Below are 19,041 nucleotides of genomic sequence, written 5' to 3' on the forward strand. Positions count from 1 at the left end.
ACCCGGAGGACACCCCTCATGAGCTCCGAAAATACCCACGCACCAGCGGATTACGCCACCACGACCACCGCGGCCGGGCCGTTCACGGCCGTGGTGGACGCCGACGGGGTGGTCCTGGCCTCCGGCTGGACCGCCTCGGCGGAGGAACTGCGCGTGCTCATCCACCCCAGCATCCGGCCCGCCGAACTGCGAGCCCGTGACTCGCTCGGGCCGGTCTCGCGGGCCATCACCGACTATCACGCCGGTGATCTGACCGCCATCGACGCCATTCCCGTCCGGCAGGTCTCCGGGCCGTTCCTCACCCACGCCTGGGAGATCCTGCGCAAGGTTCCCGCGGGCGAGCCGGTCACCTACACCGACTTCGCGGTCATCTCCGGCCGCCCCGCCGCCACCCGCGCCGCCGCCAACGCCTGCGCCCGCAACGCCGCGGCCCTGTTCGTCCCGTGCCACCGCGTCATCCGCACCGACGGCAGCCTCGGCGGCTTCCGCTACGGGCTGCCCGTCAAACGCTGGCTGCTCGACCACGAATCCGCCTGATCCGACCCCCGACCAGCGGTATCGCCCCGACCGGGGTGTCGGTGCCCCGGCGTACGCTCGCAACCATGTGCCGCAACATCCACACCCTGCACAACTTCGAGCCGCCGGCCACCCCGGACGAGGTGCACGCGGCGGCCCTGCAATACGTCCGCAAGATCAGCGGAACCAACAAACCCTCCCAAACCAATCAGGCCGCCTTCGACCTCGCCGTCGAGGAGATCACCGCCGCCACCACCCGCCTCCTCGAGGGCCTGACCACCAACGCCCCGCCCAAGGACCGCGAGGTCGAAGCCGCCAAGGCCCGAGCCCGAGCCGAAGTCCGCTTCGCCCGCAGCTGACCGACACCGCGAGGCCGCGCAGGCGGCCGGTCAGACGCCGACCGAGGTTTCCAGGCGGGAGCCGGTGCGGCCGCGAATGACGTGGAGGCGGCTGGGGATGCGCTGGCGCATTTCGTCGACGTGGCTGACCACGCCGACCACACGGCCGCCGGAGCGGAGTTCGTCGAGGACGCCCATGACCGAGTCGAGGGTGTCGGCGTCGAGGCTGCCGAAACCCTCGTCGATGAAGAGGGTGTCCATGACCAGACCACCCGATTCGGCGGAGACGACGTCGGCCAGGCCCAGGGCCAGGGCCAGGGAGGCCGTGAAGGTCTCGCCGCCGGAGAGGGTTTTGGCGGGGCGGACCGCGCCGGTGTAATCGTCACGGATGTCGAGACCCAGGCCGCCGCGACGGCCGCGGGGACCCGCGGCGTCGGTGTGGACGAATTCGTAGCGGCCGCCGGACATTCGGCGCAGGCGGACCGATCCGGCCAGGGCCACTTCTTCCAGGCGGGCGGCCAGGACGTAGGAGCGCAGGGACATGCGGCGGTTGTTCTCGCCGCGGCCCGCGACCACCTCGGACAGGCGGGCCAGTTCGTCGTGAGCGCGTTGCAGCGGGGCGATGTGTTCGACGTCGGACTGCAATTGCGCGCAGAGCCCAGTGAGTTGCCGGACCCGCCGCTCGGCTTCGGCGTGCGCCGCGACCGCTCGGTTCAGCTCCGATTCCGACTGGGCCACAGCGTTTTCCAGTTCACCCGGATCACCCGGTTCCGTGTCCCCCGCGGCGCGGATCTCCGGTTCGGCGAGGACGGCCTCGGCGTGGGCGCGAGCGCGATCGGCGGCGACGAGTTCGTCTTCGATCTCCGACTGCTGCGCGGTCGTGCGCGAGGCGGCGTCGACCGCGCGGGCGTACTCGCCCAGCACGGTGTAATCCGGGCCCGACTCCCCCATCACCGGGGGCGCGGATTCCACCAAACCCGCTTCGTACGACAGCTTTTCGACCCGCACGGCGGCCGCGGCCACCTGCTCACGGGCGGTGACGGCTTCGACGCGGGCCGCGCGGACCACACCGGCCTCTTCGACCAGGGCCGCCAGCCGTGCGCGCCGCCGCTCGACCGTGCCGTCGGCTCCGGCGGCGGCGCGCAGCCGCTCGGTGAGTTCGGCCAGCCGACGATCGGTGGCCACGATCCGCTCGGTCGTCGCACTCACGCGGCTCTCGCACTCGCGCGCCTCGTTCTGGAGCCGGGTCTGATCCGCCCGCAGCGTGTTCAGTTCGGCGGTGAGCCCGTCCACCAGCCCCGCCGACCGCTGGGCCGCGGTGAACTGCCGCGTCGAATCATCCAGCGCCGCCGCCAATTCCGCCTTGTCGACGTCGCCACCTCGCTCGACCAGCACTTCGACGTCCCGCTCCAGGTCCGCGACCAGCTGACCCGCCCGCTCCCGGGCGGCCTCCGCGGCCCGTTCGGTGGCCAGCGCCGCGTCCTCGTCCGCCTTGGACACCGCGTGGTCCGCGGGCCGCGCCGGATTCGGGTGCGCGTCGGACCCGCACACCGCGCACGGCTCCCCCTCGACCAGCGCCTCCGCCAATTCCGCGGCCATCCCCGCCATGCGCTGCTCCCGCAGCGCCTGCGTCCGCTTCCACGCCTCCGCGTGCGCGGTCTTCGCCCGCTCGAACCCGGTCCCCGCCCGCGCCAGCTCACCTCGCTTCCGCTCCAGCTCGACCGCGGCCTGCGCCGACGTCCGCAACCGCAGACACTCCGCCTCCAGCCCGGCCAGCGCGGCCGCCGCATCCGCGGCCCCACGCAACCGGACCTCCACCCCCGCAACAGCTTCCGGCAACTCCCCCAGCCGCGCGATCAACGTCGCCGCCCGACCCCCCAGATCCTTCTGCTCGGTGCGCAGCCCCGCCAATTCCCGAGTCAGCCGATTCGCCGACTCGGCATCGGCCCGCACCTCGTCCAGCGCCCCCACCTGCGCACTCCACCGCTGCACCGCGGCCTCGAGACCGCCGCCGGAACCGGCCCGGGACAGGTCGTCCTTTCCACCGGCGCCCGCCGAACCCGTATCGATCTGCGTGCCAAGGCGGTTCGCGCGAAGGTGTGGAACCTCGTCACCGGCGACCTGACCTGGAGTGTCTGCGGCCAACGGCCGTGTCGGGTCCACACCGTTGCCGCTGCCCCGGGGGGCTTCGCCGTCACGACCGGGCCCATCGTGTTCGACAGGACGACCGGCGTCCGTTCCCGGCTGGATTCCGGGCGCGGGGAGGTCGGCCAGGTCGGTGGCGAGGTCGGTGCCCGCGAGTTCGGCGGCGGCCAGGTCGGCTGCGGCCCACGTGGTTCCGGGGAGTTCGGCGGTCGCGGGGTCGAGGAGGCGGTCGGCCAGTTGTTCGGCGGCACGGGTGGCGTCGTCGGTGCGGCGGCGCAGGGCGACGGCGGCGGCGCGGGCCTCGGCGAGGGCGGCGGCGACCGGTTCGGCACGGCGGGCTCGGTCGAGCTCGGACTGGCGGGCCGCGCGGTGGGTGGCGGTCGCGGTGAAGTCGGCGAGCTGGGTCCGGGCCGTGGCGCGGCGGCGGAACAGGTCGTGGCGGCGGCGCTCGGCCTCGGCGGCGGCACGGACCTTCGACGAATCCTGTTGGCGCTGTCGGAGGTCCGCGGAGGTGGCGGTCAGCGTGGCGTGGGCGGCGGTCAGCAGCGACTGCGACCAGGCGACCGATTCGAGGATGGTGGCGGAATCGGTGGCGGGTAGACCCGCGGCGGTTCCGACGCGGGCGATCAAGGCATCGATGCCGTGCTTGCGGGTGTCGAGTTCGGCGGTGCTCGCGCGGCGCTTGTCGATGAGCCACTGTTCGGCGGTGCCGAAACGTTCGGTGTCGAAGAGCTTTTCGAGGAGCTTCTCGCGTTCCTCGTTGTCGGCGCGCAGGAAGCGCGCGAAATCGCCCTGGGGCAGCAGAACGACCTGGAAGAACTGGTCGGCGCTCATGCCGAGCAGGCGCAGCACCTCGTCACCGATATCGGGGATGCGGGACAGGTTCTGGCCGCGGCCGTCGAGCCATTCCAGGGTGGCGACCGAATTCTCCTTCACCCACCCGGATTTGGCGCGTTTGCTGGGCCGCAGGAATTCCGGGGATCGGATCAGGCGCAGGGTCCGGCCACCGACCGTGGCCTCGAGCAGCACCCGGGGCGGGGTCTGCTCGTCGGCGTGATCGGAGTGCAGGCGCTTGCCCTCCTCGCGCGCGCCGGGCACCTTCCCGTACAGCGCGAAGGCGATGGCGTCGAGCACCGTGGTCTTCCCGGCCCCGGTCTGCCCGTGCAGCAGGAACAGCCCGTCCGCGCCCAGCTCGTCGAAATCCACCACGGCCGTCTCGGCGAACGGCCCGAACGCCGTCAACTCCAGCCGATGCAGCCGCATGCCGTGACCCCTTCCCGCAACGCTTCGACCCATTCGACAACCGATCGCGCGCCCACGGCGGCGGGACACGCCGAAATGCCCCGCACCCCAACGCTCACGCGGTCATCCCGTCCGCGGTCTCGCCGGATTCACCCGTCCCGAGACCGAACTCCTCCACATCGAACAACCCGAGCACCGCATCGGCCTCCGCCGCGTCCGCCCCGCGCACCGACCCGTCGAACCCGGCCGCGCTGACCACCCGCTCCGCTTCGGCCGCCGCCGGCCGGGCGACATCCGCCGCCGCGGACGCGGCAGCGCCCTGAATGGCACTCACCTCGGTCGGCACCGCGGCCGTCCGCGCGGAAACCGCCTCGGCCGGCACGGATGCGGTCTCCACGGGGGCAGCCGCCGCGGGTGCGGCCGCCACGGCAGGAGATGCCGTGCGCTCATCCGGCGCGGAAAAGCGGCGGGGACCGTCCTTCTCGCGGGTGGCGGCGGAGAGGGCGCGTTCGAGCCAGGTCATCTCGCCCGCGGTCGGGACGCCCCGGACGTCGGCGAGGAAGCTCTGGGCGATCTCGGTGTCGCGGCGGCCGTGGACGCGTTCGCGGTAGCGGAGTTCCGGGTTGCCGTCCGGGCGTTGCCATTCCACGTGGACGGCGTGCGGGAAGCGGTCGCGCAGCCGGCGCAGGGCGTCCACGGGGCGCGCGGTGTCGGTGAGGGTGGCCGATACATAGTGGCCTTCGGCTTCGGCGTGCTCCGGCGATTCCAGGAGGGATTCCAGCGGTCCGGTGAGCTGGGACAGGCCGCGCACCACCGGGAGGTCGTGGCGCCGCACCTCCGCGAGCCCGGAGGCGTCGAGATCCACGATCCACACGGCCTTGCGGTGCGAGCGCTCGCCGAACGAATACGGCAGCGGCGATCCCGAATACCGGACCGACTCCGACAGCGTCTGCGGCGAGTGCAGGTGCCCCAGGGCGGTGTAGTCGATCCCGTCGAACGCCGACAGCGACACCGTCTCCACCCCGCCCACGGAGATGGAACGCTCCGAGCCCGTCGCCTCACCGCCCACCACGAACGCGTGCGCCAGCACCACCGAACGCGCCCCGGTCCGCCCCGCCAGATCCGCGCGCACCCGCCCCATGGCCGCGTCCAGAATCTCGGCGTGCGAACGCGCCTGCGGTACACCCAATTCCACCCGGGTGATCTCCGGCTCCAAGTACGGAATGCCGTAAAAGGCAATTTCACCGAACTCGTCGGAAAGCACGATCGGCCGCGCCACATCCGCGATCCGGCAGCGCAAATGCAATCCGCCCGCCGCCGCGAAACTGCCGAGCGCACCCAGCCGAGTCGGCGAGTCATGATTTCCGGAGGTCGCGATAATCGTCGCCCCCGCTGCCCGAATTGCCTCGAATCCCCGATTGCACACCGCGATCGCGTCCGCGCTGGGAATGGAACGGTCGTACACGTCCCCCGGCAGCACGACCACGTCCACCCCCTCGGCCCCCACCAATTCCGCGATGGCCCGCAGCGAGCACTCCTGATCCGTCAGCAGATCGACGCCGTGAAAGGTGCGCCCGATATGCCAGTCGGAGGTGTGCAGGATCCGCATGCCGGAGAACGCTAGGCGATCGCTCCGACAGGTTGGGCTACACCCTGGCGAGTCGACTGAAACACGCCGATGTATGTCCGGGCGATTCAGCGTCCGCCAAGGAGACAACTGTTTTCGCGATGGTCCGGGTAACTCGCCGGGTACGCCCGGAGTTGGTTCGGCACCCAGCCGTCGGCGTGGATCCGGCAGGGTCGACGGCTCGCTGCCGTCCGCCGAAGACACGGGCAGGCGGGCGAGCTTCACCGAATTGTCGGTGCCGTACGGCACTATCACAGGCCATGACCGCACCGATGCTGTTCGCGCTGCTGTTGGTGTTCATTTCGGGGCTGGCCCTGGGCTGGCTGGGGCATGCCGCGCGGGCGGGGCAGCGGGGTGCGATGGCCGAGGCGAGACTGGCGGCCATGCGGGACAACGAGCAGTTGTTGCGGCAATCACTCGGGGCGGCCAGTGAGGACGCGGCGCGGCGGCAGTCGCATGCGATCGGCGCGCTGGTGGAACCGCTGCGCGACGCGGTCGGCAGCCTGGACCGGCATATCCGGGAGGTCGAGCACAACCGCATCAACGCGTATTCGGGCCTGCGCGAACAGGTCGCGGGCATGCAGCGGATGTCGCACCAGTTGTCCACCCAGACCGGTCAATTGGTAGCCGCCTTGCGCGCGCCCCAGGTGCGCGGCCGCTGGGGCGAGATCCAGCTGGAGCGGGTGGTGGAGCTGGCCGGGATGGCCCGGCACTGCGATTTCGACACCCAGGTGACCCGCCGCGGCGACACGGTGGTGCGGCCGGACCTGGTGGTGCGGCTGTCCGGCGGTCGTCAGATCGTGGTGGACGCCAAGGTGCCGTGCACCGCGTTCCTCGACGCCGCGGGGACCGAGGACCCGCGCGAGCGCGCCGGTCATCTGGCCCTGCATGCGCGGCACCTGCGCAATCACGTGGATCAGCTGGCGGCCAAGGAGTATTGGGCGGCCTTCGACCCCTCCCCCGATTTCGTGGTGTTGTTCGTGCCCGGTGATCCGTTCCTGGACGCGGCGCTCACCGCCGATTCCGGACTGCTCGAGTACGCCTTCGGTCGCAATGTGGTCTTGGCGACGCCCACCACGCTCATGGCCCTGCTGCGCACGGTGGCGCTGGGCTGGCGGCAGGAGGCGATGTCGGCGGACATGGCCCTGATCCAGCAGCTCGGCCGCGAGCTCTACACCCGGCTCGGCACCACCGGCCGCCACCTGGACCGGCTGGGAGCCCAGCTGGGCAAGGCGGTCGACGCCTACAACCACACGGTCGCGTCGATGGAGTCGCGCGTGCTGGTGACGGCCCGCAAGATGCACGATCTCGGTGTCGCGGACGCCGCCCCGCCGGAGGTCCGCGGTATCGACAGCTGGCCCCGCGCGGTCAGCTTCGCCGGAGACGACTATCGGTTCCGCGGCGACGCGGCGGGTGAGGCCTGAGCAACCGCTCGGTCCCAGGGCGCACACGCCGTAGCTAACTCCTGGTTCACACGATTCGGAATACCTGCCCGATGTCGCCTGCCTCGTGAAACACCGATATGCCTTAGTGTGCTTGACGTGGCAGTTACCCAACGCGAGCGAACCGAGGTGCCCCCGTCGCACCGTTCGATCCTGCCGTCGGTTCCCGGCGTCTCGGCCCTCATCGCGGTCCTGATCGCCGTGACGTGCACGTTCGTCGGGTTCCTGATCGATTCGATGGGCGGCGACGAGCTCACCGGCACGTTCGCCAGCCTCTATGTGATCGGCTGTCTGCTGGCCGTGCTCGCGGTCCGCTTCCGGGGACTGTTCACCGCGCTGGTGCTGCCGCCGCTGCTGCTGTTCATCGCGGTGCCGGTGTCGTACCAGCTCCTGCTGGGCTCCGCCCGCAGCTTCAAGCTGCGCGAGATCCTGCTGAATCTGGCCATCCCGCTGGTGAACCGGTTCCCCACGATGGCGCTGGCCACCACGCTGGTGCTGATCGTCGGCGGGGTCCGGATCGCCATGCACCGCAAGGAGGGCAAGGACGGCGGCGACGGCGAGGCCCGCACGCTCCGGGGTCGCGCCACCCGGCCCGGCGGCGCCCGCGCCCAGCGCACCCGGCCCACCGACGCCAAGGACCCCGCCAGACGCCGCTTCCGGCCCGGCGACGACACCACGGGCGCGGGCGTGACCGAGCCCACCGAAACCGAGTCCGCCCGTTCGTCCCGCCGCGCCACCGGCCGGGTCGCCGCCGGACCGCCGCGGGTGGGCGCGAACCGGCAGTCCGGTGAGACCCGCCGCCGCTCCCGCGAGGCCGATCCGGCCGCCGCCGATCGCACCCCGCCCGCCACCGAGAGCCGCCGCCGCCCGGCGCGCCCGGACCAGTCCGCCGCCCCCGCCGAGGGCCGCCGCCGCGGCCAGTACGGCGAGCAGCAGCCGCCGCGCACCGGGGAACGCCGCGCGGTCCCCGCCGAGCCGCCCCGCGGCGGCGAGCGTCGCGCCGCCCCGGCCGACCGCACCCGCACCGGGGAACGCCGGGCCGCGCAGCCCGCGCCGGAGCCCGCCGCGGGAGACGGCCGCCGCCGCCGCGCCCAGAGTCCGGAACAGGCCGCAGGCCGCGGCGCGGCTCCCGGCGCCAATCCGGCCCCCGCGGCCGAGGGCGGCCGCCGTCGTCGCCCGCAGCCGGGCGAGGTGCCCCCGCACCCGCGTCCGAATGTGCGCTATCGCGAACGCGATTCCGGCCGCATCGAACGCTGACCGCGACACGCGAGCGACGATCGCCGTAGATTTCCGGCAATCACGAAATTCGGGACGAAATAAGATCATCCAGATAGCAATTCGCGCCCGCCACAACGAATGTGGCAGGCGCGAATGTGTTTTCGTAGCCGGATAAAACCCGGCCGCGGGATTACCCGCGCGCGGCGCGCAGTTCGCGCGGCAGCGAGAAGACCAGCGTCTCATTGGCGGTGGTGACCGGCACCACCTCACCGAAACCGTGCTCGGCCAGCAGTTCCAGTACGCCCTCGACGAGGATCTCCGGAACCGAGGCGCCCGAGGTGACGCCGACCGTGCCGATGCCCTCCAGCCAGGCGGTATCCACCTCGCGGGCGTAGTCCACCAGATGCGAGGCGCGGGCGCCCGCGCTGAGCGCGACCTCCACCAGCCGCACCGAGTTGGACGAGTTGCGCGAGCCGACCACGATCACCAGATCGCATTCGGGGGCCATCGCCTTCACCGCGGTCTGACGGTTGGAGGTGGCGTAGCAGATGTCGTCGCTGGGCGGATCCTGCAGCTTGGGGAACTTCTGCCGCAGCCGGTTGACCGTCTCCATGGTCTCGTCGACCGACAGCGTGGTCTGGGAGAGCCAGATCACCTTGTTCTCGTCGCGCACGGTGACGGCGTCGACGGCGTCCGGGCCGTCCACCAGCTGCACGTGCTCGGGCGCCTCACCGGCGGTGCCCTCGACCTCCTCGTGGCCCTCGTGGCCGATGAGCAGGATGTCGAAGTCGTCGCGGGCGAAGCGCTTGGCCTCCTGGTGCACCTTGGTGACCAGCGGGCAGGTGGCGTCGATGGTGCGCAGGTTGCGGGCGGCGGCGGATTCGTGCACGGCCGGGGAGACGCCGTGCGCGGAGAACACCACCAGCGCGCCCTCCGGCACCTCCTCGGTGTCGTCGACGAAGATCACACCGCGGTCCCGCAGTGTTTCCACCACATGCCGGTTGTGCACGATTTCTTTGCGGACATAGAGGGGGGCGCCGTGCTTTTCGAGCGCCTTCTCCACAGTTTCGACCGCCCGGTCCACACCGGCGCAATAACCGCGGGGTTCGGCGAGTAGTACGCGCTTGTGCGAAGGACTCAGCGGCGCGCCGGCATCACCCGCCGCGGACCGGACGATTCCGACGTTCAAAGGGATACCCGAGGACATGCCCCACAGAATACGTGTGCGGCCCGGTGCGCATTCGCGCGGAGGTTGGCATCACAATCACTTTTCGTGGTCTGTCACCTTTGCATCACACGGCGTTTCGGGCAGGCTAGGGGCATGTTCCGACCTCCGTTCCTGGCCCGGGTCGCCGCCGGGGCCGCCGTCTACGCTCTCGAGGAAACTCGTCGGCTACCGGCGACCGCGATCAATTTCCCGATCACGGCGATCAGCCAGATGCTGCAGACCACCATGCACCTCCAGCAGTTCGTGACCAGCCTCGCCCTCAAGGGCGACGCCGTCTTCGACCGTTTGCTCACCCAGTCCGAGGAGCAGCCCGCCTGGGCCACCTTCGACGAGGACGATGACGACGAGCTAACTCCTGGCTTCGGCGCCGAATCGGCTTACCGGAGCCGTTTCGACCTCTTCACCGAGCCCGAACCCGCTCCGGTGCCCGCCGAATCGGCCGCGCAGGAGGCTGCCGAACCGGAGGCCACCGAGACCGCCGCGCCCACAATGGCTTCCAAGGCCGCCACCAACGGCCACAACGGCAGCGCCCCGGCGAAGCTGGAACTCGTGGCCGACGTCGAGCCCGCCCCGGCCGAGCCGGAGGTCGCCGCCGAGCCCGAGACCTCCGTCACCGAGCCCGAAGTGGCGACCCGCTTCGCGTACGGGGACATGACCATCGCCCAGCTGCGCGCGCGACTACGTCAACTGTCCATGGACGATCTGACAACCCTCCTCGACTACGAGAAGCAGACGCTCGACCGCGCCCCCTTCGTCACCATGCTGACCAACCGCATCGCGACGGTCTCGGCGCAGTAATCATTCGATCGGCGCCGACCGTACGGGACACGCCCCGGACGGTCGGCGCTGTCGCGTCGGCGGGCCATGCGCTGTCGCGTCGGTGGGCGCTGCGCCGTCGCGTCGGTGGGCGCTGCGCCGTCGCGTCGGTGGGCACTGACAGAATCGTCGGCGTGAGCACCGATACGACGCCGGGCGCCGCGAAGCCGCCGAGCTCATCCGCCGAGAACCCGATGCCGGTGCGGACCATCGCCGTCAAGGTGGCGCAGTGGATCGACCGGCTGGGCGCGGTGTGGGTGGAGGGCCAGATCACCCAGATGAATCTGCGTCCGGGCACCCGCACCGCGTTTCTGGTGCTGCGGGACACGGCCGCGGACATGTCGCTGTCGGTGACCTGTGATCCGGAGCTGCTGCGCGGTTCCGCGGTGCCGTTGCAGGAGGGCAGCCGGGTCGTCGTGTACGGCAAGTTGTCGTTCTTCACCGGTCGCGGCACGGTGTCGTTGCGGGTCACCGAGATTCGCCCGGTGGGCATCGGCGAGCTGCTGGCCCGCATCGAGCGGTTGAAGGCGCTGCTGGCGGCGGAGGGCCTGTTCGATCCGCGACTCAAGCGTCCGATCCCGTTCCTGCCCAATCGGATCGGCCTGATCACCGGCCGCGCCAGCGCCGCCGAGCACGATGTGGTGACGGTGGCGACGCAGCGCTGGCCCGCGGTGCGCTTCGAGATCCGCAATACCGCCGTGCAGGGCCCGACCGCGGTGCCGCAGATCCTGGAGGCCATCACGGCTCTGGACGCGAATCCCGAGGTGGATGTGATCGTGCTGGCCCGCGGCGGCGGCAGCGTGGAGGATCTGCTGCCGTTCTCCGACGAGACCCTGTGCCGCGCCATCGTTTCCGCGAAGACCCCGATCGTCAGCGCCATCGGCCACGAACCGGACAATCCGATCTCGGATTATGTGGCGGACCTGCGCGCCGCCACCCCCACCGACGCGGCCAAGCGGATCGTCCCCGACGCGGCCGCGGAAACCGCGCTGCTGCAGGAGCTTCGGTCGCGCGCCAACGCGGCCCTGCGCGGCTGGGTGGACCGGGAGGCGCGCGCCCTGACCCAATTGCGTTCGCGCCCGGTGCTGGCCGACCCGCTGCGCCTGCTCGACCAGCGTCACGACGAGGTGGAGCGTTTGCGCACCGCCGCCCAGCGCGCGGTGGATCATCGGCTCTCGGGCGAGTCCACCACCACCCGGCACCTGCGCGAGAAACTCGCGGCGGTCGGTCCGGCCGCCACGCTGGCCCGCGGCTATGCCGTGGTGCAGCGGGTGAACGGCAAGGACCGCGAGGTGGTCCGGGCCATCGAGGACTCGCCGCCCGGCACCCAGCTCCGTATCCGGGTGGCCGACGGCGCGATCTCCGCCGCGGCCCTCGGCTCCCAATCCCTGGCTCCCCGCCCGACCCGGAAGGACTCCTGATGACCGACGACGAACGCACCGAGATCGCCGGGCTCGGCTACGAGCGCGCTCGTGACGAGCTCGTGAACGTGGTCAAGATGCTGGAGCAGGGCGGCATGGATCTGGACGAGTCGCTGGCGCTGTGGGAGCGCGGCGAGGCGCTGGCCACCCGCTGCGAACAGCATCTCGCCGGTGCGCGCAAGCGCGTGGAAGACGCCCTCGCGCACCGCACTTCGGCGGAGTAGACGGCACTACGCGGGACGCCTGGCCCGGACAGCGGGCCCGGCGCCGCCGGGATCAGCTGCGCGGCAGCGGCTGGGCCTGGCCGATGGCGGTCGACAGGGTGTTGAAGGCCGCCCCGTTGCCCGCGCCCTTGATCAGGATCCGGACGTCGCCGAAGTCGGAGATCCAGGCGGGCTCGGAGCCGGGTTCGGCGAACACGCTCCACTTGTGGTCTCCGCGCTGCTCGCTGCCGGTGGCGACCTTCACGGGCGCGTACTTCTTGGCGAGCGCGTCCACCGTGGCGTTGGACTGCGTCAGCTGCATGTAGGTGCCCTCGGGGCTGATGAACCCGACCGTGCTGAGTTCGCCGCCGCCGGTGCCGGTGATGGTGTCGTGGCTGCCGGAGTTGGGGGTCCACTTGTCCGGGCCGCTGTCGGGGAGGGCGGGCAGCCGGATCGGGAACGACAGGTGCCGCGCATCGTCGGTGAGGGCGGTCTTCACGTCGAAGTTCGGAATCTGGCCCTGTGTCGGCCCCTTCGTGGTGAAGGAGCATTGGCTCGCGATGCCCGCGATGACCAGGCAGATCAGCACCAGCGGGAGCAAGGACCAGATGAGGTCCTTGTAGTCGTTCTGGCTGCGCGGCTTTTGGTACGACACGCACACAGTATCCACGGCCCCCGGATGCGACCCGGCTCACACTGCCGTCAACGAATCCCCGTGGTGCCGTCGACGAACCCGTTCGTGTCCGGCGTTTCCCGTAAACGTCCACGACCGGCGCGAAAGTGAAACGTCAGTACTTGCATGGAGCCAAAAACCGCAATGCGACAATTTACGCAGCAGTTGACAACAAGGAGGCTCCTCTCATGACCGCATCCAGCCGCCGCGAGGCACCGGACCGCAACCTCGCACTCGAGTTGGTCCGGGTCACCGAGGCCGGCGCCATGGCCGCGGGCCGCTGGGTAGGCCGGGGTGACAAGGAAGGCGGCGACGGCGCTGCCGTGGACGCCATGCGTCAGCTGGTCGCGACCGTCTCCATGCGCGGCATCGTGGTGATCGGTGAGGGCGAGAAGGACGAAGCGCCCATGCTGTACAACGGCGAGCTGGTCGGCGACGGCACCGGCGCCGAACTGGACTTCGCGGTCGACCCGATCGACGGCACCACCCTGATGTCGAAGGGCTCCCCCGGCGCCATCTCCGTGCTGGCGGTCGCCGAGCGCGGCGCCATGTTCGACCCGTCGGCCGTGTTCTACATGGAGAAGATCGCCGTCGGCCCCGACGCCGCCGATGTGATCGACCTGGGCGCGCCGATCGCGGAGAACCTGCGCCGGGTCGCCAAGGCCAAGAACTCCTCGGTCTCCGACCTCACGGTCTGCATCCTGGACCGCCCCCGCCACGCCGAGCACATGAAGGCCGTGCGCGACGCGGGCGCCCGCATCCGCCTCATCTCCGACGGTGACGTGGCCGGCGCGATCGCCACCGCCCGCCCGGAGTCCGGCGTCGACATGCTGATCGGCATCGGCGGCACCCCCGAGGGCATCATCGCCGCGGCCGCCATGCGCTGCATGGGCGGCGCGCTGCAGGCCAAGCTGGCCCCGAAGGACGACGCGGAGCGCCAGAAGGCCATCGACGCCGGCCACGACCTGGACCGCATCCTGAACACCACCGACCTGGTCTCCGGTGACGACGTGTTCTTCAGCGCGACCGGCGTCACCGACGGTGACCTGCTCAAGGGCGTGCGCTACTACGGTGGCGGCGCCTACACCCAGTCCATCGTGATGCGCGCCAAGTCCGGCACCATCCGCATGATCGACGGCTTCCACCGCCTGACCAAGCTGCGCGAGTACGCCTCGGTCGACTTCGTCGGCGACGAGCACGCCACCCCGCCGCTGCCCTGATCGGCATCGCCAAACTGATTGCCGCCCCGGTGGATACATCCACCGGGGCGGCTTCTTTTCCGGCGCACAGGCGGCCCTATTCCCGGCCCGCGTGTGCCGATTCCCTCAGGCGTGGCACTCCCGTGAGGCGCGGGACGGGCCTAGGGTCGAATTCATGACCGAGTACCGGATCGAGCACGACACGATGGGTGAGGTTCGTGTCCCCGTCGACGCCCTGTGGCGCGCGCAGACGCAGCGCGCGGTGGAGAACTTCCCGATCAGCGGACGTGGCCTGGAGCGCGCGCAGATTCGCGCGCTCGGCCTGCTGAAGGCGGCCTGCGCCGCGGTGAACCGCGATCTGGGCCTGCTGGACAAGACCAAGGCCGACGCCATCATCGCGGCCGCCGACGAGATCGCCGACGGCCGCCACGACGACCAGTTCCCGATCGACGTGTTCCAGACCGGGTCGGGCACCAGTTCGAACATGAACGCCAACGAGGTGATCGCGAGCATCGCCGCCCGCGACGGCGTCACCGTGCACCCCAACGACGACGTCAACATGTCGCAGTCCTCCAACGACACCTTCCCCACCGCAACGCATCTGGCGGCCACCGAGGCCGTGGTCAAGGAGCTGATCCCGGCCCTGGATCATCTGCGGCTGGCCTTGCAGGACAAGTCGCGGGAGTGGAAGTCGGTGGTCAAGTCCGGCCGCACGCACCTGATGGACGCGGTCCCGGTCACCCTGGGTCAGGAGTTCGGCGGCTACACCCGCCAGGTGGGCGCGGGCGTCGAACGCCTGCTCGCCACCCTGCCGCGCGTCGGTGAGCTGGCCATCGGCGGCACCGCGGTCGGCACCGGCCTCAACGCGCCCGCCGGTTTCGGCGCGAAAGTCGTTGCGGAGCTGGCGAAGGCGACCGACCTCGACCACCTGTCCGAGGCCCGCGACCACTTCGAGGCCCAGGCCGCCCGCGACGCCCTGGTGGAACTGTCCGGCGCGCTGCGCACGGTCGCGATCAGCCTCACCAAGATCGCCAACGACATCCGCTGGATGGGTTCGGGCCCGCTCACCGGCCTGGCCGAACTCCGGCTCCCGGACCTCCAGCCCGGCTCCTCGATCATGCCCGGCAAGGTGAATCCGGTCCTCCCCGAAGCGGTTACGCAGGTGGCCGCCCAGGTCATCGGTAACGACGCCGCCATCGCCTGGGGCGGCGGCAACGGCGCGTTCGAGCTGAACGTCTACATCCCCGTGATGGCCCGCAATGTCCTCGAGTCGATCCGCCTGCTGGCCAACGTCTCCCGCCTGTTCGCCGACAAGTGCGTCTCCGGCCTGGTCGCCGACGTCGACCGCCTCCGGCACCTCGCGGAATCCTCCCCGTCCATCGTGACCCCCCTGAACTCGGCCATCGGCTACGAGGAAGCCGCCGCCGTCGCCAAGCAGGCCCTGAAGGAACACAAGACAATCCGCCAAACGGTCATCGACCGCGGCCTGATCGGTGACAACCTCTCCCTCGAGGAACTCGACCGCCGCCTGAACGTGCTCTCCATGGCCGAGGTCGACGGCAACTGACCTCGGCACCGCCCGGCACCGGCGTGAGACCGGTGCCGGTGGCGCAGTCCACCTTTCGCCGACCGACACCGTCAGGCAGGATCGAACCATGAGCCTCGAGCAGCAAGCCGCCGACTTTCTCGCTCTTCACCAGCCCGGTGATCCCGTCATCCTGCCGACCGTGTGGGATGCCTGGTCCGCGACTCTGGTACGGGAGGCCGGGTTCTCGGCGATCACCGTCGGGAGCCATCCGCTCGCGAATTCGCTGGGGAAGGCGGATCGGGAGGGGATGACCTTCCCCGAGGTGACCTCGCGGATTCGGGAGATCACAGCCGCGGTGGACATTCCCGTCTCGGTGGATATCGAATCCGGGTATGCGCAGAAGCCCGCGACTCTGATCGAGGGTCTGCTGGAGGCCGGGGCGGTGGGTCTCAATATCGAGGACACCGTGCACAGCGAGGGTGGGCGGTTGCGGGAGCCGCAGGAGCATGCTGATCTGGTCGGTGAGTTGCGGCGGGCCGCTGACGCGACGGGGGTGCATGTCGTGGTGAACGCGCGCACCGATGTGTTCCTGCGTCCCGATACCGGGACTCCGGCGGAGCGGTTGGACAGCGCGCTCGAGCGGTTGCGTCTCGCCGCGGCCGCCGGGGCCGACGTGCTCTATCCGGTCGGCCGGCACGAGCCCGAGGTGTTGCGGCGGCTCACCGGGGAACTGCCGTTGCCGATCAATTCCATCGGCATCCCCACCCAGGGCGGGCGGGAGTACTTCGCCGAATTGGGTGTGGCCCGAGTGAGTTTCGGGCCGTTCCTGCAGAACGCGCTGACCGAATACGCGAACGGGCTGTTCGGGCCCTGGCGTTGAACCAACGGCGGCCCACTCAGTGGGAGACCAGCGCCGGGTAGTCCCGCAACTCGATGTCGTTCTTCGCCGAGTCGGCGTACTTCAACATCATGTCGAAGGCCCAGGATCCCAGGAACCAGTTGCGGAAACGCAGGCCCAGGGCGGTTTTCGGGGCCAGGAACGGGCCGGGGCGGGCGTCGTCGGCCTTGCGCAGGTAGCGCTTCATGATGTCCTCGTAGCGGCCGAAGGCGACGGTGTGGTCGCCGTCGGCGACGGCCAGTTCACCGGCCAGGACGTACGCGCCGACGACGGCGAGCCCGGTGCCGAATCCGGCGAGGGTGTTGCCGTAACCGGCGTCGCCGACCAGGGCCACGCGTCCGGAGACGAAGTTCTTCATCGTCACCTTGCTCAGCGAGTCCAGGTAGAACCCGTCCAGGTGCGGGAGGTCGGCGAGCATGGCGGGCACGTCGCCGCCCATGCCCGCGAACCGCTCGGCGACGATCTGTCGCTGCTCGTCGAAATCGTCTCGGGAGTAGTCGAGTTCGGGTGAGGCGAACATGTACATCTGCGCGGCCTTCGCCCCACCGTTGACCGCGAGCCGCCCGGGCGCGGTCCAGCCGTGGGACACCGCCCGCTCGCGCGATCCGTCGGCGTCCTCCCATTGCGACGCACCCGCGAGCGCGTAGTAGTAGCCGCGGTAGGAGAGGAATTCGGATTCGGGCCCGAAGGCCAGTTTCCGTACCCGCGAGTGGATTCCGTCGCAGCCGAAGACCAGGTCGAAGCGCCGGGCCGGGGCGTGCGCGAATTCGACCTCCACGCCGTCGGCGGTCTCGGTGAGCGCGGTGACGGTGTCGCCGAACAGGTATTCGCAGGTGTCGGCGGTGTGCTCGTACATGATCGCGGCCAGGTCGCCGCGCAGGATCTCGATGTCGCCTCCGGTGAAATCGCCGGAGATGAGGGCCCGCCGCTGCCCGGACTCGTCGAGCATGACCATGTCGGTTTTGCCGGTCTGGCGGCGTTCGATGTCGGCGAGCACGCCCATCCGCTCGAGCACGGTCATGTGGGTCTCGCCGGTGAAGTCGATGGCCTGTCCGCCGGTGCGCAGGGCGGGGGCCTTCTCGACCACGGTCACCTGGAAGCCGTAGCGGTGCAGCCAGTAGGCGAGCGCGGGACCGGCGACGCTGGCGCCGGAGACGAGGACGGTGGTGTTGCGCATGGTGGGTGCCCCTTCAGTAACTGCGTCCGGCGGACGCTGTTGATGATTAATAGAGTATGGTGGACGCAGTTAGGTGTCAACTCGGAAATCCGGAAGGATGGCGACCATGCCGGCACCCACCACCCGCGAACTGCTCTGGGGCACCACCGACCGCCCCCGGCGCGGGCCCAAACCCTCGCTCACCCTCGAGCGCATCGTCGCCGAGGCCGTCGACCTCGCCGACGCCGAAGGCCTGGCCAGCCTGTCCATGGCCCGGCTCGCCGAACGGCTCGGCTGCGCCAAGATGGCGCTGTACCGCTACGTCCCCGGCAAGACCGAGCTCACCGCGCTCATGCTGGACGCCGCCCTGAGCTCGCCGCCGGAGAATCACACCGACCCCGCCGATCCCGAATCGTGGCGGGCCTACCTGCGGGAGTGGTCCGGGACCTTCTTCGGCAATGCCGTCGCCCACCCGTGGCTCAATGAACTGGCCACCGGCGTCCGGGTGATGGGCCCCAACGAGTTGGCCTGGCTGGAGACCGCTCTCGCCGTGCTGGACCGCAGCGGCCTGACCCACGCGGAACGCCTCGACACCGTCGTCCTGCTGCTCAACCACGTACGCGGGATGGGCTTGCAGACCGGGACCGCGGGCGCGGACCTCGAGGGCGAACTGGCGCGGGAGATGACCGCGGTGTTCCTCACCCAGGCCGACCGCTTCCCGCACGCGGCGGTGGCGCTCGCCGAAGCCGTGCCCGGTACCGAGAGCGCGGCCGAGGCGGGCCGCGACAACGCCCTCGACTACGGCATCGAGCGCATCCTGGACGGGGTGGCGGCGCTCATCGCGACACGGCGGTAGTTGCCGGGAATGTCTGTGCCGCGGCCCTGATTCGGCTTACGCTCGGCAGATGGCGGAGCTACCCGAGCTGAAGCAGGATCCGGTCACCACCGTGCGCGAATTCTTCGCCGCGCTGGAGATGAACATCGTGCCCGAGGCCCTCGAACTGGCCGACCCGGGCATCGTCTGGAAGAACACCTCGCTGCCCGACGTGCGCGGTATCGACCAGGTGCGCTGGGTGCTGGGCCTGTTCAACAACCCGCGCTTCGGCTTCCGGGCCGATATGCACCACATCGCCGCGACCGAGGACGGGGTGGTGCTCACCGAGCGCACCGACTACCTGCGGGTGGGCCCGATCGAGATCGCGTTCTGGGTGTGCGGCACCTTCGAGTTCCGCAATGGCCGCATCACGCTCTGGCACGACCATTTCTCGTGGGAGAACGTCCTGCGCGGCACCGCGACCGGCGTGGTCCGCGCGATCCTTCCGCACTGAACCGCGCAGGCAACGGCTGCCCCGTGAAAGCACAACGCCCGCCACGATTCTCGCGGCGGGCGT

16 protein-coding genes and 1 pseudogene are annotated in these 19,041 nt (G+C 70.5%); 12 read left to right on the forward strand and 5 right to left on the reverse strand.

Annotated elements, in window-relative coordinates; genetic code table 11:
• Nucleotides 1-18: 18 nt before the first annotated feature.
• Together ABZ412_RS13195 and ABZ412_RS13200 are read left to right on the forward strand one after the other, a co-directional pair.
• The gene (locus ABZ412_RS13195; RefSeq protein WP_357280071.1) at nucleotides 19-537 is read left to right on the forward strand and encodes a methylated-DNA--[protein]-cysteine S-methyltransferase; all 519 of its coding nucleotides are present in this window, start codon (nucleotides 19-21) and stop codon (nucleotides 535-537) included.
• 65 nt (nucleotides 538-602) lie between these two features.
• A complete protein-coding gene (locus ABZ412_RS13200; protein WP_357280073.1) occupies nucleotides 603-875 on the forward strand; it encodes a DUF2277 domain-containing protein in 273 nt (90 codons plus the stop codon).
• Between the two features lie 30 nt (nucleotides 876-905).
• Here the strand turns inward: ABZ412_RS13200 and ABZ412_RS13205 are convergent, their stop codons facing one another.
• Nucleotides 906-4,262, reverse strand: a complete 3,357-nt coding sequence (locus ABZ412_RS13205; RefSeq protein ID WP_357280077.1) for an AAA family ATPase — start codon at nucleotides 4,260-4,262, stop codon at nucleotides 906-908.
• 466 nt (nucleotides 4,263-4,728) lie between these two features.
• Nucleotides 4,729-5,850: pseudogene (locus tag ABZ412_RS13210) on the reverse strand (exonuclease SbcCD subunit D); the annotation flags it as partial.
• Nucleotides 5,851-6,128: 278 nt separating this feature from the next.
• Here ABZ412_RS13210 and ABZ412_RS13215 point away from each other — a divergent pair.
• Nucleotides 6,129-7,292 carry a DNA recombination protein RmuC gene (locus tag ABZ412_RS13215; protein WP_357280080.1) on the forward strand — a complete coding sequence of 388 codons (1,164 nt, stop codon included), beginning with the start codon at nucleotides 6,129-6,131 and terminating at the stop codon, nucleotides 7,290-7,292.
• Nucleotides 7,293-7,409: 117 nt separating this feature from the next.
• On the forward strand, nucleotides 7,410-8,567 hold the full coding sequence (locus ABZ412_RS13220; RefSeq protein ID WP_357280083.1) for a DUF6542 domain-containing protein: 1,158 nt from the start codon (nucleotides 7,410-7,412) through the stop codon (nucleotides 8,565-8,567).
• A 151-nt stretch (nucleotides 8,568-8,718) separates the two neighbouring features.
• Here the strand turns inward: ABZ412_RS13220 and ABZ412_RS13225 are convergent, their stop codons facing one another.
• Nucleotides 8,719-9,735, reverse strand: coding sequence for a 4-hydroxy-3-methylbut-2-enyl diphosphate reductase (locus ABZ412_RS13225; protein WP_357280085.1), 1,017 nt, complete (start codon nucleotides 9,733-9,735; stop codon nucleotides 8,719-8,721).
• A gap of 114 nt (nucleotides 9,736-9,849) precedes the next feature.
• Here ABZ412_RS13225 and ABZ412_RS13230 point away from each other — a divergent pair, with 114 nt between their 5' ends.
• The 3 genes from ABZ412_RS13230 to ABZ412_RS13240 all read left to right on the forward strand — a co-directional run bounded on the left by ABZ412_RS13230 (nucleotide 9,850) and on the right by ABZ412_RS13240 (nucleotide 12,217).
• Complete coding sequence (locus ABZ412_RS13230; RefSeq protein WP_357280088.1) at nucleotides 9,850-10,554, forward strand: lipid droplet-associated protein; 705 nt, start codon at nucleotides 9,850-9,852, stop codon at nucleotides 10,552-10,554.
• A 212-nt stretch (nucleotides 10,555-10,766) separates the two neighbouring features.
• Nucleotides 10,767-11,993, forward strand: a complete 1,227-nt coding sequence (gene xseA, locus ABZ412_RS13235; RefSeq protein WP_357280829.1) for an exodeoxyribonuclease VII large subunit — start codon at nucleotides 10,767-10,769, stop codon at nucleotides 11,991-11,993.
• Complete coding sequence (locus ABZ412_RS13240; RefSeq protein ID WP_357280090.1) at nucleotides 11,993-12,217, forward strand: exodeoxyribonuclease VII small subunit; 225 nt, start codon at nucleotides 11,993-11,995, stop codon at nucleotides 12,215-12,217. The genes xseA and ABZ412_RS13240 overlap by 1 nt, the downstream gene beginning before the upstream one ends.
• A 52-nt stretch (nucleotides 12,218-12,269) precedes the next feature.
• Here ABZ412_RS13240 and ABZ412_RS13245 read toward each other — a convergent pair whose 3' ends face one another.
• Entirely contained in the window at nucleotides 12,270-12,851 is a 582-nt protein-coding gene (locus ABZ412_RS13245) for a DUF4245 domain-containing protein (RefSeq protein WP_357280092.1), read from the reverse strand.
• 206 nt (nucleotides 12,852-13,057) lie between these two features.
• Here ABZ412_RS13245 and glpX point away from each other — a divergent pair, with 206 nt between their 5' ends.
• The 3 genes from glpX (at nucleotide 13,058) to ABZ412_RS13260 (ending at nucleotide 16,476) form a co-directional block, all read left to right on the forward strand.
• Nucleotides 13,058-14,089 carry a class II fructose-bisphosphatase gene (gene glpX, locus ABZ412_RS13250; RefSeq protein ID WP_357280095.1) on the forward strand — a complete coding sequence of 344 codons (1,032 nt, stop codon included), beginning with the start codon at nucleotides 13,058-13,060 and terminating at the stop codon, nucleotides 14,087-14,089.
• A gap of 154 nt (nucleotides 14,090-14,243) precedes the next feature.
• Nucleotides 14,244-15,635 (forward strand): class II fumarate hydratase, encoded by a 1,392-nt coding sequence (locus ABZ412_RS13255; RefSeq protein ID WP_357280097.1) that lies wholly within the window; start codon nucleotides 14,244-14,246, stop codon nucleotides 15,633-15,635.
• 88 nt (nucleotides 15,636-15,723) lie between these two features.
• The gene (locus ABZ412_RS13260; RefSeq protein ID WP_357280100.1) at nucleotides 15,724-16,476 is read left to right on the forward strand and encodes an isocitrate lyase/phosphoenolpyruvate mutase family protein; all 753 of its coding nucleotides are present in this window, start codon (nucleotides 15,724-15,726) and stop codon (nucleotides 16,474-16,476) included.
• Between the two features lie 16 nt (nucleotides 16,477-16,492).
• On the opposite strand, the gene ABZ412_RS13265 is transcribed toward ABZ412_RS13260, so the two are convergent.
• Nucleotides 16,493-17,671, reverse strand: a complete 1,179-nt coding sequence (locus tag ABZ412_RS13265; protein WP_357280102.1) for an FAD-dependent monooxygenase — start codon at nucleotides 17,669-17,671, stop codon at nucleotides 16,493-16,495.
• A gap of 106 nt (nucleotides 17,672-17,777) precedes the next feature.
• Here ABZ412_RS13265 and ABZ412_RS13270 point away from each other — a divergent pair, with 106 nt between their 5' ends.
• Together ABZ412_RS13270 and ABZ412_RS13275 are read left to right on the forward strand one after the other, a co-directional pair.
• Nucleotides 17,778-18,506 carry a TetR/AcrR family transcriptional regulator gene (locus ABZ412_RS13270; RefSeq protein ID WP_357280104.1) on the forward strand — a complete coding sequence of 243 codons (729 nt, stop codon included), beginning with the start codon at nucleotides 17,778-17,780 and terminating at the stop codon, nucleotides 18,504-18,506.
• A gap of 49 nt (nucleotides 18,507-18,555) precedes the next feature.
• Nucleotides 18,556-18,978: a limonene-1,2-epoxide hydrolase family protein gene (locus ABZ412_RS13275; protein WP_357280107.1), complete on the forward strand. Its 423-nt coding sequence runs from the start codon at nucleotides 18,556-18,558 to the stop codon at nucleotides 18,976-18,978.
• Nucleotides 18,979-19,041: the final 63 nt, after the last annotated feature.

The sequence above is a fragment of the Nocardia sp. NPDC005746 genome (assembly GCF_040630785.1).
Taxonomy (GTDB): domain Bacteria; phylum Actinomycetota; class Actinomycetes; order Mycobacteriales; family Mycobacteriaceae; genus Nocardia.

Coding starts and splice junctions, on each gene's coding strand:
- ABZ412_RS13215 (WP_357280080.1), top strand. CDS start 6,129: ATGACCGCACCGATGCTGTTCGCGCTGCTGTTGGTGTTCATTTCGGGG.
- ABZ412_RS13195 (WP_357280071.1), top strand. CDS start 19: ATGAGCTCCGAAAATACCCACGCACCAGCGGATTACGCCACCACGACC.
- ABZ412_RS13200 (WP_357280073.1), top strand. CDS start 603: ATGTGCCGCAACATCCACACCCTGCACAACTTCGAGCCGCCGGCCACC.
- ABZ412_RS13240 (WP_357280090.1), top strand. CDS start 11,993: ATGACCGACGACGAACGCACCGAGATCGCCGGGCTCGGCTACGAGCGC.
- ABZ412_RS13275 (WP_357280107.1), top strand. CDS start 18,556: ATGGCGGAGCTACCCGAGCTGAAGCAGGATCCGGTCACCACCGTGCGC.
- ABZ412_RS13255 (WP_357280097.1), top strand. CDS start 14,244: ATGACCGAGTACCGGATCGAGCACGACACGATGGGTGAGGTTCGTGTC.
- glpX (WP_357280095.1), top strand. CDS start 13,058: ATGACCGCATCCAGCCGCCGCGAGGCACCGGACCGCAACCTCGCACTC.
- ABZ412_RS13265 (WP_357280102.1), bottom strand. CDS start 17,671: ATGCGCAACACCACCGTCCTCGTCTCCGGCGCCAGCGTCGCCGGTCCC.
- ABZ412_RS13260 (WP_357280100.1), top strand. CDS start 15,724: ATGAGCCTCGAGCAGCAAGCCGCCGACTTTCTCGCTCTTCACCAGCCC.
- xseA (WP_357280829.1), top strand. CDS start 10,767: ATGCCGGTGCGGACCATCGCCGTCAAGGTGGCGCAGTGGATCGACCGG.
- ABZ412_RS13230 (WP_357280088.1), top strand. CDS start 9,850: ATGTTCCGACCTCCGTTCCTGGCCCGGGTCGCCGCCGGGGCCGCCGTC.
- ABZ412_RS13225 (WP_357280085.1), bottom strand. CDS start 9,735: ATGTCCTCGGGTATCCCTTTGAACGTCGGAATCGTCCGGTCCGCGGCG.
- ABZ412_RS13270 (WP_357280104.1), top strand. CDS start 17,778: ATGCCGGCACCCACCACCCGCGAACTGCTCTGGGGCACCACCGACCGC.
- ABZ412_RS13205 (WP_357280077.1), bottom strand. CDS start 4,262: ATGCGGCTGCATCGGCTGGAGTTGACGGCGTTCGGGCCGTTCGCCGAG.